A 13,665-nucleotide genomic window follows, 5' to 3' on the forward strand; every position below is an offset into this window, starting at 1 on the left:
ACCTCAGACCAGTTGCTCGACGCGGATGCGCACGACGTTGCCGACCACGTCGGCCAGCCCTTCGAGGGCGGCGATGGCGTCGTCGATGCGTGCCTCGACGACACGATGGGTGACCAGGATCATCGGAACCAGGCCGTCGTGCTCCTCGGCCTCCTTCTGCATGATCGATTCGATGTTGATGCCGCGCTCGGACAGAATGCTCGCCACCTGGGCCAGCACGCCCGGGCGGTCCTTGGCCTGGATGCGCAGGTAGTAGGCGCTCTCGCACTCGGCGATCGGCAGGATCGGATGATCGGACAGCGAATCCGGCTGGAAGGCCAGGTGCGGCACGCGGTTGGTCGGGTCGGTGGTCAGCGCGCGGACCACGTCGACCAGATCGGCTACCACGGACGACGCGGTCGGCTCCATGCCGGCGCCGGCGCCGTAGAACAGGGTGCTGCCGGCGGCATCGCCGTTGACCATTACCGCGTTCATCACGCCGTTGACGTTGGCGATCAGGCGGTCGTCCGGGATCAGGGTCGGGTGCACGCGCAGCTCGATGCCGGCGTCGGTGCGGCGCGCCACGCCCAGGTGCTTGATGCGGTAGCCTAGGGCCTCGGCGTAGTTCACGTCGGCGCTGGTCAGCTTGCTGATGCCCTCGGTGTAGGCCTTGTCGAACTGCAGCGGGATGCCGAAAGCGATAGAGGCGAGGATGGTCAGCTTGTGGGCGGCGTCGATGCCTTCCACGTCGAAGGTCGGGTCGGCCTCGGCGTAGCCCAGCGCCTGGGCTTCCTTGAGCACGTCGGCGAAGGCGCGGCCCTTCTCGCGCATCTCGGAGAGGATGAAGTTGCCGGTGCCGTTGATGATGCCGGCCAGCCAGTTGATGCGATTGCCGGCCAGGCCCTCGCGGATCGCCTTGATCACCGGGATGCCACCGGCCACGGCGGCCTCGAAGGCGACGATCACGCCCTTCTCGCGCGCCTTGGCGAAGATCTCGTTGCCGTGCACGGCGATCAGCGCCTTGTTAGCGGTGACCACGTGCTTGCCGTTGTCGATGGCCTTGAGCACCAGTTCGTGGGCCAGGGTGTAGCCGCCGATTAGCTCGATGACCACGTCGATGTCCGGATTGTTCGCCACGTCGAAGATGTCGGCGGTGATGGGGGTGGCACCGGTTTCACACTTCGGGTTGGGGCGACGGGCGGCAATCTGCGCGACTTCGATTCCACGCCCGGCACGGCGGGCGATCTCCTCGGCGTTGCGTTTGAGTACGTTGAAGGTGCCGCCACCGACGGTCCCCAGCCCACAGATGCCCACTTTCACCGGTTTCACGTTGTCTTCCCCATCTGCCTACACGAAACGGCCGGGGCGAACCCCGGCCGCACACAAAAGAGCCGCACTTTACGAAGCGCCACAACCCAGGTCAATCGGGCCGACGGCCTGATTACTTGGCCTGCAGGGCAACTTCCGCCAGTTGCGGAGCCGGCTGGTAGCCCGGAATCACCTCGCCGTTGCCGAGCACGACGGTCGGCGTGCCGGTGACGCCCACCAGCTGGCCCACCTCGTACTGCTTGGCGACCGGATTGTCACAGCTCGCCGCCGGCAGATCCTCGCGGGCCTTGGCCTTGTCCATCGCGGCCTGGCGGTCCTTGGCGCACCACACGCTGACCAGCGTGTTGTAGCCGTGGCTGCCGACGCCCTGGCGCGGGAAGGCCACGTAGCGCACCTCGATGCCGCGACGGTTGAGCTCGGGCACTTCGCTGTGCAGCTTCTGGCAGTAGCCGCAGTCGGTATCGGTGAACACGGTGATATGGGCCTTGGCCGGAGTCTTGGGCGCGAACACCACCATTTCCTTCAGGGGAATGGACTCGATTTCCTTGGCCACGCCCTTGCTCTCGGCCTGGCGGGTCAGGTTGACGGCATCCTCGCCCTTGATCTGATAGAGGTTGCCTTGCATCAGGAACTGGCCATCCGCGCTGGCATAGAGCAGGCGACCGCCCTTGAGGTGCACCTGGTACAGGCCGGTCATCGGGCTCTCGGCGATGGCTTCGATGGGCATGTCGGGCTGCAGCTTGGTCAGCGTGGCGCGGATGGCCTGGTCGGGATCGGCGGCCAGCGCCACGGAAGCGGCGAGACCTAGCACGGCAACGCCCAGAACACGAAAAACGGACATGGGAAACTCCTGTGACAAGCGCGCCAGCCTACCATAGAGCGCTCTGCAAGCCGACCACGGACGTCGGGCGGAACGGCAGAGCGGACGGATTGCATGCGTAGCGACCGTTCGCCTGCGACGCCATGCGTCGCAAGAGGCTCACCCCCTCGGGTGGTGCTGGGCGTGCAGTTCCTGCAGGCGGGCGCGGGCGATGTGGGTGTAGATCTGGGTGGTGGACAGGTCGCTGTGGCCCAGCAGCATCTGGACCACGCGCAGGTCGGCGCCGTGGTTGAGCAGGTGGGTGGCGAAGGCGTGGCGCAGGGTGTGCGGCGACAGCGGCTTGGCGATGCCGGCCACCCGGGCCTGGTGCTTGATCCGGTACCAGAAGGTCTGCCGGGTCATCTGCTCGCCGCGCAGGCTGGGGAACAGCACGTCGCTGGGCTTGCCGTCGAGCAGGAAGGGCCGCGCCTCGCGCAGGTAGCGCTCGACCCAGGCGATGGCCTCCTCGCCCAGCGGCACCAGGCGCTCCTTGCTGCCCTTGCCGAACACCCGCAGCACGCCCTGGCGCAGATTGACCTGCTCCAGGGCCAGGGACACCAGCTCGGTTACCCGCAGACCGCAGGCATAGAGCACTTCGAGCATGGCGCGGTCGCGCAGGCCGATGGGGTCGTCCAGCTCCGGCGCCGCCAGCAGCGCCTCGACGTCCGCCTCGGACAGCGACTTGGGCAGCGGCCGGCCGAGCTGAGGCAGCTCCACCTGCAGGGTCGGGTCCTCGGCGATCAGCCCCTCGCGCAGCAGGTAGCGGTAGAAACCGCGCAGGCCGGAGAGCAGGCGCGCGGTGGAGCGCGCCTTGTAGCCCTGCTCCAGGCGCCAACCCAGGTGGTCGAGGATGCTCTCACGGCCGGCGTGCTGCAGCGCACCGCCGCGCTGATCCAGCCAGGCATGGAAATGGCCGAGATCGCTGCGATAGGCGGCGCGGGTATGCGGCGACAGACCCTTCTCCAGCCACAGGGCGTCGAGGAAACGGTCGATCAGGGGATGGTCGAGAACGGGCATGCGCAGCTGTATTTCGTCAGGACAGGCGCGCTAGTCTTCCATAGCCCACAGCACCACCACCAGCGACAAGGAGTCCTGATGAGCGAATCCCATATCCTGCTCGGCCTCGGCGGCATCGGCGCCGCCGCTCTCGCCAGTCAATGGCTGGCCTGGCGCATGCGTCTCCCGGCGATCCTCTTCCTGCTGCTGTGCGGCATCCTCGCCGGCCCGATCCTCGGCTGGCTGCAGCCGGAGCAGCTGTTCGGCTCCTTGCTGTTCCCCATGGTCTCGCTGTCGGTAGCGCTGATCCTGTTCGAGGGCAGCCTGACCCTGCAGCTGCAGGAACTGCGCGAGATCGGCAGCGTGGTCAGGCGCATGGTCACTTGGGGCGCCCTCAGCACCTGGGCCGTGATCGCCATCGCCACCCACTACCTGCTGGGCTTCTCCTGGGACATGGCGCTGCTGTTCGGCACCCTGACCCTGGTCACGGGGCCGACCGTGATCGCCCCCATGCTGCGGGTCATGCGCCCACGCGCCTCGGTGGGGAACATCCTGCGCTGGGAAGGCATCGTCATCGACCCCATCGGCGCCCTGCTCGCCGTGGTGGTGTTCAGCTTCATCGTCAGCCGCGACATCGGAGCCGCCTGGAGCGAGAGCCTCACTACCTTTGCCGCGGTGATCGCCTGCGGCAGTGCCTTCGGCGCGGCGGGAGGCTGGCTGTTCGGCCTCGTCCTGCGTCGCCACTGGCTGCCGGAATACCTGGAGAACCTCGGCGCCCTGGCCGCGGTACTGGCCATCTTCATCGGCGCCAACGAACTGGTGCACGAATCCGGCCTGCTCGCGGTGACCGTGATGGGCATGTGGCTGGCGAACATGCGCGGCGTGGACGTGCGCCATATCCTGCACTTCAAGGAGAACCTCAGCGTCCTGCTGATCTCCGGCCTGTTCATCATCCTCGCCGCCCGCCTGGACCTGGCCGCCCTGCTCGCCCTCGGCCCCGCCACCCTACTCCTGCTGGCGGTGATCCAGCTGATCGCCCGGCCTCTCAACGTCGCCATCAGCACCGCCGGCTCCAGCCTGAGCTGGCGCGAGCGCGCCCTGCTGGCCTGGATCGCCCCGCGCGGCATCGTCGCGGCCGCCGTCTCGGCGATCTTTGCACAGCGCCTGCAGCAGCACGGATACGAGCAGGCCCACCTGCTGGTACCGCTGACCTTCCTCGTCATCATCGGCACCGTGGTGCTGCAAAGCGCCACGGCACGGCCACTGGCGCGGATGCTGGGCGTGGCGGAGCCCGCCGCACGCGGTTTCCTGATCCTCGGCGCCAACCCGGTGGCCCGCGCCGTCGGGCGAGCGCTACAACAGCAGGGCAGCCGGGTGCTGCTGACAGACTCGAGCTGGGAGAACATCGGCGCCGCGCGCATGGATGGTCTGCCCACCTATTTCGGCAACCCCAGTTCGCAGCACGCCGACGCCCACCTGGACCTCACCGGCATCGGCCAACTGCTGGCGCTGTCGCCCTCCGCGGAACTCAACAACCTGGCCTGCGCCCGCTTCCGCCCGGATTTCGGCAAGAACAACCTCTACTACCTGCAGAGCCCGCGCGAACAGCGGCTGAGCGAGAAGCACAGGGTCAGCGACGAACATCGCGGCCGCCCGCTGGGCCTGCCCGCCCACAGCTACGGCCAGTTGGCCAGCCTGCTGGCACGCGGCGGCGAGGTGCGCAGCACGACCCTCAGCGCCAGCTTCGGCTGGGCAGACTACCGCGCGCTGCACGGCGAGCGAGCGGTCGTGCTGCTGGCCTTCGATCCGCGAGGCTGGGTGCACGTGGCCTGCGACCCGCTGCCGTTCGAACCCGGAGCCGGCTGGACGCTGCTCGCCCTGATCGAGGCCGATACCTGAGAAAGGCGCCCGAAGGCGCCTCTCTCAGGCGAAACCCGGCAGCACCGGCACCGGCTTCTTGTCGTCGCCGATGGCGACGAAGCTGAATACACCGCTGATGGCCTTCTCCCGGCCGCCGCAGTACATACCCTCGACGAACACTTCCACCTCAACCTTGAGGCTGGTGTTGCCGACCGCGATCACCCGGCCGATGAGCTCGACGATGGAACCGGCGGGGATGGCGTGCTTGAAGTCGATGCGGTCGCTGGACACGGTCACCAGCGGCAGGCGGCAGAAGCGCGTCGCGGCGATGAACGACACTTCGTCCATCCAGGCCAGCGCAGTGCCGCCGAACAGCGTGTTGTGATGATTGGTGGTCGGCGGAAACACCGCCTTGGCCACGCGGGTTTCCGACAGGTCGGTGCGACGCTGGATCTCTTGCTCTCTCGGGGTCATGCCACTACTGCTCTCGATGGGATGTGGCTGCCTGTGCTGCGTTGTACTTGTTGTCGCTCGGCAGGAATCGGGTTCGCCGGTCGGCGAGCCCCAGAAACGAAAAAAGCAGCCCGGAGGCTGCTTTCTTCTGCTCGGAAGAGCTGTCCGATCAGGACAGTTTTTCCTTGATGCGAGCCGCCTTGCCGGACAGGTCGCGGAGGTAGTACAGCTTGGCCTTGCGCACGTCGCCGCGGCGCTTGACGCTGACGCTGTCGATCAGCGGGGAGTAGGTCTGGAAGGTACGCTCGACGCCCACGCCGCTGGAGATCTTGCGCACGGTGAAGGCGCTGTTCAGGCCGCGGTTGCGCTTGCCGATGACGACGCCTTCGAAGGCCTGCAGACGGGAACGGTCGCCTTCCTTCACCTTCACCTGGACGATGACGGTGTCACCCGGGGCGAAGGCCGGGATTTCTTTGTTCATCTGCTCGGCTTCGAGCTGCTGAATGATCTTGTTGGTCATGCTGTGCTCCTAAGACAAACCACGGTTTGCCATCGATACGTTAACTATCGTCCCGCTGGTGGATGTATTCCTCCAGCAGCTTCTTCTCTTCTCCAGAAAGCGAGCGGCTATCCAGAAGATCGACTCGGCGCTCCCAGGTCCGACCAAGGGACTGTTGGAGACGCCAGCGCCGGATGTGTTCGTGGTTGCCGCTGAGCAGCACGTCCGGAACACGTTTGCCTTCGTACACCTCGGGGCGGGTGTAGTGCGGGCAATCGAGGAGGCCATCGCTGAACGAGTCCTCCTCGGCGGAATCTGCATGCCCGAGCGCGCCCGGCAGCAACCGCGTTACAGCATCGATCAGCACCATCGCCGGAAGCTCACCGCCGGAGAGGACGTAATCGCCGATCGACCATTCCTCATCGACATGCGCCTCGATGAAGCGCTCGTCGATGCCTTCGTAGCGGCCGGCGATGAGAATCAGCGCCTGCTCGCCAGCCAGTTCACGAACCCCCTGCTGAGTCAGCTGGCGGCCCTGCGGCGACAGGTAGATCACCTTCGCCGCCTCCCCCGCATCGGCCTTGGCCGCAGCCAGGGCCTCTTCCAGGGGCTTGATCTTCATCACCATGCCGGGGCCGCCGCCGAAGGGGCGATCGTCCACGGTCTGGTGGCGGTCGTCGGTGTAATCGCGCAGCTGCCGGCAGTTCAACTGCAGCAGCCCCTGCTTCACCGCACGACTGGTAATGCCGTACTGACTGATGGCGGCGAACATCTCCGGGAAGATGCTGATGACTTCGACACGCATGGCCACTCGCTCAGGCAAGAGCCAGGGGCTCAGAAGTCCGCGTCCCAGTCCACCCGCATCTCGCCGGCGGCCAGGTCGACCCGCTGCACGCACTGCTCGGTATACGGCAGCAGGCGCTCGCGATCATCCAGGCTGCCCGGACAGGGCTTGACCACCATCACATCGTTGGCGCCGGTTTCCAGCAGATGATCGAGACGCCCGAGCAGTTGCCCTTGCAGATCGATCACTTTTAGCCCTACCAGTTGGTACCAGTAGAACTCGCCTTCTTCGAGGTCGGGCAGTTGCTCGCGGGGAACACAAATGTCGAAACCCGCGAGAGTGCGTGCCACTTCGCGGTCATCGAGTCCCTTGAGCTTGGCTACCAGCACCTTGCCTTGCAGGCGGCCGCTGACCAGCTCCATCTGCCTGACCTCACCGTCACGCTTGAGCGTCCAGTGGCGGTAGTCGAGCAGATTGTCGATCGGGTCGGTGAAGGAATAGATCTTCACTTCCCCACGCACGCCGTGCACCGAAGTGATCTTGCCGAGAACAACCAGGTCCTCGGCGGGCGGCGTAGCGTTCATATCACTCAAGCTGCGGACTTGGCAGCTTCCTTCAGCAGCTGAGCAACACGCTCAGACGGCTGAGCGCCCTGGCCGAGCCAGTAGGCAGCGCGCTCCTGGTTCACGGAGAGCTTCACTTCGGCACCGGTGGCGACCGGGTTGAAGAAACCGATGCGCTCGACGAAGCGACCATCGCGCGCATTGCGGCTGTTGGTCACGGTCAGGTGGTAGAAGGGGCGCTTCTTGGAGCCGCCACGAGCAAGACGGATGGTTACCATTGAACTTCGTTCCTGTAATCGGTGCTAACTTGAGGCACACACTTTGAGGGGCCTAGGCCCGAAAGGCCGCATATTCTAAGGATTATCCGGCCGTTTGCAAATCTCTTTTTCGGCCACCCATCGGCGGCCCGTCCTCACAGCTTGGGCAGGCCGCCCGGCATCATGCCGCCGAGACCGCGCATCATCTTGGCCATGCCGCCCTTGGCGGTGAATTTCTTCATCATCTTCTGCATCTGCTTGTGCTGCTTGATCAGCCGCCCGACGTCCTGCACCTGGGTGCCGGAACCCAGCGCGATGCGGCGCTTGCGCGAGCCGCTGATCAACTCGGGATCGCGACGTTCGGCCGGGGTCATGGAACCGATGATCGCCTCCATCTGCTTGAACTGCTTCTCCGCCGTGCCCTGCGCACCGGCCATCTGCGACAGGTTGACCCCGCCGATGGACGGCAGCTTGTCCATCAGGCCGCCGAGGCCACCCATGTTCTTCATCTGCTGCAGCTGGTCGCGGAAGTCTTCGAGGTCGAAGCCCTTGCCCTTCTTCAGCTTCTTGGTGAGCTTCTCGGCCTTCTCGCGGTCGAGGGTCTGCTCGGCCTGCTCGATCAGGCTGAGCACATCGCCCATGCCGAGGATGCGCGAGGCGATGCGGTCCGGGTGGAAGGGCTCCAGCGCGTCGCTCTTCTCGCCCATGCCGATGAACTTGATCGGCTTGCCGGTGATGTGGCGCACGGACAACGCGGCACCGCCACGGGCGTCACCGTCGACCTTGGTCAGCACCACGCCGGTCAGCGGCAGGGCGTCACCGAAGGCCTTGGCGGTGTTGGCGGCGTCCTGGCCGGTCATGGCGTCGACCACGAACAGGGTCTCGGCTGGCTTGATCGCGACATGCACGGCCTGGATCTCGGCCATCATCTCTTCGTCGATCGCCAGGCGACCGGCGGTGTCGACGATGACCACGTCGATGAACTTCAGCTTGGCCTCGGCGATGGCCGCCTGGGCGATGGCCACCGGCTTCTGGCTGATGTCCGAGGGGAAGAAGGTCACGCCGACCTCGCCGGCCAGGGTCTCCAGCTGCTTGATCGCCGCCGGGCGGTAGACGTCCGCGGACACCACCATCACCGACTTCTTCTTGCGCTCCTTGAGGAAGCGCGCCAGCTTGCCGGCGGTAGTGGTCTTGCCCGCGCCCTGCAGGCCGGCCATCAGCACCACGGCCGGCGGAGTCACGGCCAGGGCGAGGTCCTCGTTGGCCGCGCCCATCAGCTCTTCCAGCTCGGCGCGGACGATCTTCACGAAGGCCTGGCCCGGGGTCAGGCTCTTCGATACCTCGGTGCCGACCGCGCGTTCCTTGACCTTGTTGACGAAATCCTTGACCACCGGCAGGGCGACGTCGGCCTCGAGCAGGGCCATGCGCACCTCGCGCAGGGTGTCCTTGATGTTGTCCTCGGTCAGCTTGGCCTTGCCGGTGACATGGCGCAGCGTCTGTGACAGGCGGTCGGTTAGGTTCTCGAACATGCACGATCCTTTGAACGGGGTACTTGCGGCAAGCCGCGGAGTATAACCAACTGGCAGGGCCGCCGACACCGCCGGCGGTCTTTCGTGAAACGCTTCTTATGTGCCACACTCACGGCCTTTCGGGCCCAGCCATACACGGATTTATGCACCCTCTGCTGCCCAGTCTCGCCGCCGCCGGCCTCTACGCCGGCGCCACCCTCTACCAGGGATTGCGCTTCGGCCGCCAGCAGGCGCCGGACAAGCGCCTGCTGGGCCTGCTCGGCGCCCTCGCCCTGGTCGCCCACGCCTTCAGCCTCACCCTGCAGCTGCTGCCGGGCGCCGGCCTTAACCTGGACTTCTTCAACGCCTCCAGCCTGATCGCCTGCGCGGTGATCGCCCTGACCCTGCTCGGCTCCGCGCGCATCCCGGTGGAGAACCTGCTGTTGCTGCTGTTCCCCCTGGGCGCGCTGACCGTGCTGCTGGCGGAGTTCGTGCCGGGCGGCACCAGCCAGCCGATCAACGAGGCGCCGGGCATCCTCGCCCACATCCTGCTGTCGATCCTGGCCTATGGCCTGCTGACCATCGCCATGTTCCAGTCGCTGCTGCTGTCGCTGCAGGACCACCAGCTCAAGCACAAGCACCCGTCCGGACTGATCCGCAACTTCCCGCCGCTGCAGACCATGGAGAGCCTGCTGTTCGGCTTCCTCTGGGCCGGCTGGCTGCTGCTGTCGCTGTCGCTGCTGTCCGGCTGGCTGTTCGTCGACAACCTGCTGGCCCAGCACCTGGCGCACAAGACCCTGCTCTCCTGCCTGGCCTGGCTGGTGTTCGCCGTGCTGCTGTGGGGCCGCCACCAGCTCGGCTGGCGCGGGCACAAGGCGATCCGCTGGACCCTCGCCGGCTTCTGCCTGCTGATGCTGGCCTATTTCGGCAGCAAGCTGGTCCGCGAATTCATCCTGCATATCTGACGCCATGAACCTCGCCCCCTACGAATGGTGGCTGCTGGCGGCGATCCTGATCGCCGGCTGCGTGCTGCTGGCCCGCGAACGCCTGCCCTCCCTCACCCGCCGCGCTGCCGGCGGGGCGCAGGTGCAGGACGCCGGCGAGCGCCGGCACCCGCCCGAGGAAGCCCGCGAACGGCGCCAGCACGCCCTGCTGCAACTGCTGGAGCTGGAGAACGTCACGGTCAACGACATCATGATCCCGCGCGGCGGGGTCATCGGCATCGACCTCGACGCCCCGCTGGCGGAGATCATCGAGCTGCTGCGCCGGGTCGATCACACCCGGCTGCCGGTGTACCGCGGCGGCATCGACCAGATCGAGGGCATCGTCCACATGCGCCGCCTGGCCGCCCTGCTGACCCGCGACCAGCTCAGCCACGAGGCGCTGCTGGCCAGCTGCGTGCCGCCCTACTTCGTGCCCGAGGGCACGCCGCTGGCCACCCAGCTGGTGAACTTCCAGAAGGAGAAGCGCCGCCTCGGCCTGGTGGTGGACGAGTACGGCGACATCCAGGGCATCGTCACCCTGGAAGACCTGCTCAACGAGATCATCGGCGACTTCAGCTACGAGGAAGACGCCGACAATCCGGAAATCCAGGCCCAGGGCGATGGCAGCCAGGTCATCGACGGCGCCGCCAGCATCCGCGAGATCAACAAGAGCCTGGGCTGGCGCCTGCCCAGCGACGGCCCCAAGACCCTCAACGGCCTGGTCACCGAGGCGCTGGAGAGCATTCCCGACAGCCCGGTGTGCCTGAAGATCGGCCCCTACCGCCTGGAAATCCTCGAAGCCAACGAGAACCGCGTGCTGAGCGTGCGCGCCTGGCGCGCCCGGCCGGGCACGCGCTACTAGCCAAATCTCGCCGGGTGCTCCGTCCGGTGCGCGCGGCGCACCCTACCTCTCAACGCAGCCCGCCGAGACGCTCGGCCAGGTGCTCGGCCCAGACGCGGTAGCCCAGGGCCGAGGGATGGTAGCCGTCGCGCGCCAGGTAGTCCGGGCTGAAGCGCAGCGCCACCGGCGCGTACTCGGCGCGCTCCTCGGCGCTGACCCGGCGCAGCGCCGCATCGAGCAGCGCCGCGCGCCGTCCCAGCAACTGCCGCAGCAGCCAGGGCAAGGCGCTGAAATGCTGGATCGGCGGCACGCCGGTGAACACCACCTTCCCGCCCCGCTCGCTCAAGGCACGACTGAGCGAACGCAGCGAATCCTCCCAGCGCGTCAGTGAACTCAGGTGGGTGGTGTCGTTGACTCCGAACACCAACAGCACCAGATCGGCCGGCTCCACCAGCGCCACCGGCAGCAGGCGCTCGCCGGCCTCGGCGGCGGTGATGCCGTTCTCGCCGCAGGCGCGCCAGGCCACCGGCCGCCCCTCGCGCAGGGCCAGCGCCAGGGCCAGTTGCCCGGCCAGCGCCGCTTCCTGCGCCTCGACACCGACCCCGGCCACGGTGGACTCGCCGACCAGCAGCAGGCGCAGGGGCTCGCCCGCCAGTTCGGCGCCGGCCAGGCCGCGCTGCTCCCCGCCCGCCGGCGGCAGGCGCAGTGCCGTGCGCCGGATGTGGATCGCCAGGGGCAATACGAGCGGCAACGCCGCCAACGCCAGCCCCCACCACAACCCGGCGCGCAGGCGGCTCACAGTTCGACCTTGACCGCCTCGGACGCGCGCACCGCCTTGGCCCGCGCCGCGTCCACGCTCTCGTCGCGGGCCAGAGCCACGCCCATGCGCCGCTGGCCGCTGACTTCCGGCTTGCCGAACAGGCGCAGCGCGGTGTCCGCCTCGGCCAGGGCGGCGCCGAGATTGGCGAAGGCCACCTGGCGCGATTCGCCCTCGACCAGGATCACCGCGGAGGCGGACGGGCCGAACTGGCGGATCGCCGGAATCGGCAGGCCGAGGATGGCCCGCGCGTGCAGGGCGAATTCAGACAGGTCCTGGGAGATCAGGGTGACCAGGCCGGTGTCGTGCGGACGCGGCGACACCTCGCTGAACCACACCTGGTCGCCCTTGACGAACAATTCCACGCCGAACAGGCCGCGCCCGCCGAGAGCCTCGGTCACCGCCAGGGCGACCCGCTCGGATTCGGCCAGGGCGGCGGCGCTCATCGCCTGCGGCTGCCACGACTCGTGGTAGTCGCCCTTGACCTGGCGGTGGCCGACCGGTGCGCAGAACGAGGTGCCGCCGATGTGACGCACGGTGAGCAGAGTGATCTCGTAGTCGAAGTCGATGAAACCCTCGACGATCACCCGCCCCTTGCCGGCGCGCCCGCCTTCCTGGGCGTAGTCCCAGGAGGCCTGCAGGTCGGCGTCGCTCTTCAGCACGCTCTGGCCCTTGCCGGACGAGCTCATGATCGGCTTGACCACACAGGGATAGCCGACCGAGCGCACCGCCTCGGCGTAGGCCTCGTAGGTGTCGGCGAAGTGGTACGGCGATGTCGGCAGGCCCAGCTCCTCGGCGGCCAGGCGGCGGATGCCCTCGCGGTTCATGGTCAGCCTGGCGGCGCGGGCGGTGGGCACCACGGTGTAGCCCTCGGCCTCCAATTCCACCAGGGTGTCGGTGGCGATGGCCTCGATCTCCGGCACGATGTAGTGCGGCTTCTCCGCCTCGATCACCGCACGCAGGGCGGCGCCGTCGAGCATGCTGGTCACATGACTGCGGTGCGCCACCTGCATGGCCGGGGCATCGGCGTAGCGGTCGACGGCGATCACTTCGCAGCCCAGGCGCTGCAGTTCGATCACCACTTCCTTGCCCAGCTCGCCGGAGCCACAGAGCAGGACGCGGGTCGCGGTGGGCGACAAGGGGGTACCTATACGGGGCATCAAGACATCCTCGAATGAAAAACGCGGTGAAGAGTGAAAGGCAGGGAGGAATCAGTGGCCGGCCAGCTGCAGCAGCTGGCCGGCGGCGCGGGCGCGCTCCAGGCAGAGCGCCAGGACCGCGCGCCGCTCGTGGTTGTCCATGCGGCCCCAGCGGGTGATCTCGGCCGCGGTGCGCTGGCAGCCGATGCAGATGTCCTGTTCGTCCAGCGCGCAGATGCTCACGCAGGGCGACTTGACCGGGCGCTCTTCGCTCACGCCTCGTCCTCGGCCAGGTCGCGGGCGTAGCGCTGGGCGTTGTGCACGTAGTGGGCGGCGCTGCCCTCGAGCATCTTCTTCTGCTGTTCGTTGAGTTCGCGCACCACCTTGCCCGGGCTGCCCATCACCAGGCTGCCGTCGGGAATCTCCTTGCCCTCGGGGATCAGGCTGTTGGCGCCGATGATGCAGTACTTGCCGATCTTCGCACCGTTGAGGATCACCGCGTTGATGCCGATCAGGCTGTAATCGTCCACCGTGCAGCCGTGCATCATCACGTTGTGGCCGACGGTGACGCCCTTGCCCAGGGTCAGCGGGAAGCCCATGTCGGTGTGCATCACGGTGCCGTCCTGCACGTTGCTGTTCTCGCCGATGTGGATCAGCTCGTTGTCGCCACGCAGCACGGCGCCGAACCAGACGTTGGCGCCCTTCTCCAGCTTCACCTTGCCGATCACGCTGGCGGTGGGCGCGATCCAGCTCTCGGGATGGGTCTCGACACGGGCATCGCCCAGGCGGTACTTCATG

General features: G+C 67.2%; 15 protein-coding genes and 1 pseudogene. 3 read left to right on the forward strand and 13 right to left on the reverse strand.

Going from position 1 to position 13,665, the window contains the following annotated elements; all coding sequences use genetic code 11:
* Positions 1 to 3: 3 nt before the first annotated feature.
* From N5D30_RS13935 to xerD, 3 genes are all read right to left on the reverse strand, one after another.
* On the reverse strand, positions 4 to 1,308 hold the full coding sequence (locus N5D30_RS13935) for a homoserine dehydrogenase (RefSeq protein ID WP_220815438.1): 1,305 nt from the start codon (positions 1,306 to 1,308) through the stop codon (positions 4 to 6).
* Between the two features lie 112 nt (positions 1,309 to 1,420).
* Positions 1,421 to 2,149: a thioredoxin fold domain-containing protein gene (locus tag N5D30_RS13940; protein ID WP_220815439.1), complete on the reverse strand. Its 729-nt coding sequence runs from the start codon at positions 2,147 to 2,149 to the stop codon at positions 1,421 to 1,423.
* A 138-nt stretch (positions 2,150 to 2,287) separates the two neighbouring features.
* Entirely contained in the window at positions 2,288 to 3,184 is an 897-nt protein-coding gene (gene xerD, locus N5D30_RS13945; protein ID WP_279909498.1) for a site-specific tyrosine recombinase XerD, read from the reverse strand.
* Between the two features lie 78 nt (positions 3,185 to 3,262).
* Between xerD and N5D30_RS13950 the strand changes: the two genes are divergently transcribed.
* The gene (locus tag N5D30_RS13950; protein WP_279909499.1) at positions 3,263 to 5,062 is read left to right on the forward strand and encodes a sodium:proton antiporter; all 1,800 of its coding nucleotides are present in this window, start codon (positions 3,263 to 3,265) and stop codon (positions 5,060 to 5,062) included.
* 24 nt (positions 5,063 to 5,086) lie between these two features.
* On the opposite strand, the gene N5D30_RS13955 is transcribed toward N5D30_RS13950, so the two are convergent.
* The 6 genes from N5D30_RS13955 to ffh form a co-directional block, all read right to left on the reverse strand.
* Complete coding sequence (locus N5D30_RS13955) at positions 5,087 to 5,497, reverse strand: acyl-CoA thioesterase (RefSeq protein ID WP_220815442.1); 411 nt, start codon at positions 5,495 to 5,497, stop codon at positions 5,087 to 5,089.
* Between the two features lie 148 nt (positions 5,498 to 5,645).
* Entirely contained in the window at positions 5,646 to 5,996 is a 351-nt protein-coding gene (rplS, locus tag N5D30_RS13960; RefSeq protein WP_220815443.1) for a 50S ribosomal protein L19, read from the reverse strand.
* 40 nt (positions 5,997 to 6,036) lie between these two features.
* On the reverse strand, positions 6,037 to 6,798 hold the full coding sequence (trmD, locus tag N5D30_RS13965; RefSeq protein WP_279909500.1) for a tRNA (guanosine(37)-N1)-methyltransferase TrmD: 762 nt from the start codon (positions 6,796 to 6,798) through the stop codon (positions 6,037 to 6,039).
* Between the two features lie 11 nt (positions 6,799 to 6,809).
* Entirely contained in the window at positions 6,810 to 7,343 is a 534-nt protein-coding gene (gene rimM, locus N5D30_RS13970) for a ribosome maturation factor RimM (RefSeq protein WP_220815445.1), read from the reverse strand.
* A 5-nt stretch (positions 7,344 to 7,348) separates the two neighbouring features.
* Entirely contained in the window at positions 7,349 to 7,600 is a 252-nt protein-coding gene (rpsP, locus tag N5D30_RS13975) for a 30S ribosomal protein S16 (protein ID WP_220815446.1), read from the reverse strand.
* Between the two features lie 134 nt (positions 7,601 to 7,734).
* The gene (ffh, locus tag N5D30_RS13980; protein ID WP_279909501.1) at positions 7,735 to 9,108 is read right to left on the reverse strand and encodes a signal recognition particle protein; all 1,374 of its coding nucleotides are present in this window, start codon (positions 9,106 to 9,108) and stop codon (positions 7,735 to 7,737) included.
* 143 nt (positions 9,109 to 9,251) lie between these two features.
* Between ffh and ccsA the strand changes: the two genes are divergently transcribed.
* Positions 9,252 to 10,052, forward strand: a complete 801-nt coding sequence (gene ccsA, locus N5D30_RS13985; protein WP_279909502.1) for a cytochrome c biogenesis protein CcsA — start codon at positions 9,252 to 9,254, stop codon at positions 10,050 to 10,052.
* Positions 10,053 to 10,224: 172 nt separating this feature from the next.
* A pseudogene (locus N5D30_RS13990) lies at positions 10,225 to 10,932 on the forward strand (transporter associated domain-containing protein); the annotation flags it as partial.
* 49 nt (positions 10,933 to 10,981) lie between these two features.
* On the opposite strand, the gene N5D30_RS13995 reads toward N5D30_RS13990, so the two are convergent.
* From N5D30_RS13995 to N5D30_RS14010, 4 genes are read right to left on the reverse strand one after another with little or no spacing between them, the layout of a single operon-like run.
* Positions 10,982 to 11,710 (reverse strand): SGNH/GDSL hydrolase family protein, encoded by a 729-nt coding sequence (locus N5D30_RS13995; RefSeq protein ID WP_279909503.1) that lies wholly within the window; start codon positions 11,708 to 11,710, stop codon positions 10,982 to 10,984.
* On the reverse strand, positions 11,707 to 12,888 hold the full coding sequence (gene purT / locus N5D30_RS14000; RefSeq protein ID WP_279909505.1) for a formate-dependent phosphoribosylglycinamide formyltransferase: 1,182 nt from the start codon (positions 12,886 to 12,888) through the stop codon (positions 11,707 to 11,709). The genes N5D30_RS13995 and purT overlap by 4 nt, the downstream gene beginning before the upstream one ends.
* 51 nt (positions 12,889 to 12,939) lie before the next feature.
* Positions 12,940 to 13,143, reverse strand: a complete 204-nt coding sequence (locus N5D30_RS14005; protein WP_279909506.1) for a DUF1289 domain-containing protein — start codon at positions 13,141 to 13,143, stop codon at positions 12,940 to 12,942.
* Positions 13,140 to 13,664 carry a gamma carbonic anhydrase family protein gene (locus N5D30_RS14010; RefSeq protein WP_279909507.1) on the reverse strand — a complete coding sequence of 175 codons (525 nt, stop codon included), beginning with the start codon at positions 13,662 to 13,664 and terminating at the stop codon, positions 13,140 to 13,142. The genes N5D30_RS14005 and N5D30_RS14010 overlap by 4 nt, the downstream gene beginning before the upstream one ends.
* Position 13,665: the final 1 nt, after the last annotated feature.

Origin of the sequence: Pseudomonas sp. GD03875 (genome assembly GCF_029840585.1) — a bacterium.
Taxonomy (GTDB): domain Bacteria; phylum Pseudomonadota; class Gammaproteobacteria; order Pseudomonadales; family Pseudomonadaceae; genus Aquipseudomonas; species Aquipseudomonas paralcaligenes.

Coding starts and splice junctions, on each gene's coding strand:
- rplS (WP_220815443.1), bottom strand. CDS start 5,996: ATGACCAACAAGATCATTCAGCAGCTCGAAGCCGAGCAGATGAACAAA.
- purT (WP_279909505.1), bottom strand. CDS start 12,888: ATGCCCCGTATAGGTACCCCCTTGTCGCCCACCGCGACCCGCGTCCTG.
- rpsP (WP_220815446.1), bottom strand. CDS start 7,600: ATGGTAACCATCCGTCTTGCTCGTGGCGGCTCCAAGAAGCGCCCCTTC.
- N5D30_RS13950 (WP_279909499.1), top strand. CDS start 3,263: ATGAGCGAATCCCATATCCTGCTCGGCCTCGGCGGCATCGGCGCCGCC.
- N5D30_RS14010 (WP_279909507.1), bottom strand. CDS start 13,664: ATGAAGTACCGCCTGGGCGATGCCCGTGTCGAGACCCATCCCGAGAGC.
- rimM (WP_220815445.1), bottom strand. CDS start 7,343: ATGAACGCTACGCCGCCCGCCGAGGACCTGGTTGTTCTCGGCAAGATC.
- xerD (WP_279909498.1), bottom strand. CDS start 3,184: ATGCCCGTTCTCGACCATCCCCTGATCGACCGTTTCCTCGACGCCCTG.
- ffh (WP_279909501.1), bottom strand. CDS start 9,108: ATGTTCGAGAACCTAACCGACCGCCTGTCACAGACGCTGCGCCATGTC.
- ccsA (WP_279909502.1), top strand. CDS start 9,252: ATGCACCCTCTGCTGCCCAGTCTCGCCGCCGCCGGCCTCTACGCCGGC.
- N5D30_RS13940 (WP_220815439.1), bottom strand. CDS start 2,149: ATGTCCGTTTTTCGTGTTCTGGGCGTTGCCGTGCTAGGTCTCGCCGCT.
- N5D30_RS13955 (WP_220815442.1), bottom strand. CDS start 5,497: ATGACCCCGAGAGAGCAAGAGATCCAGCGTCGCACCGACCTGTCGGAA.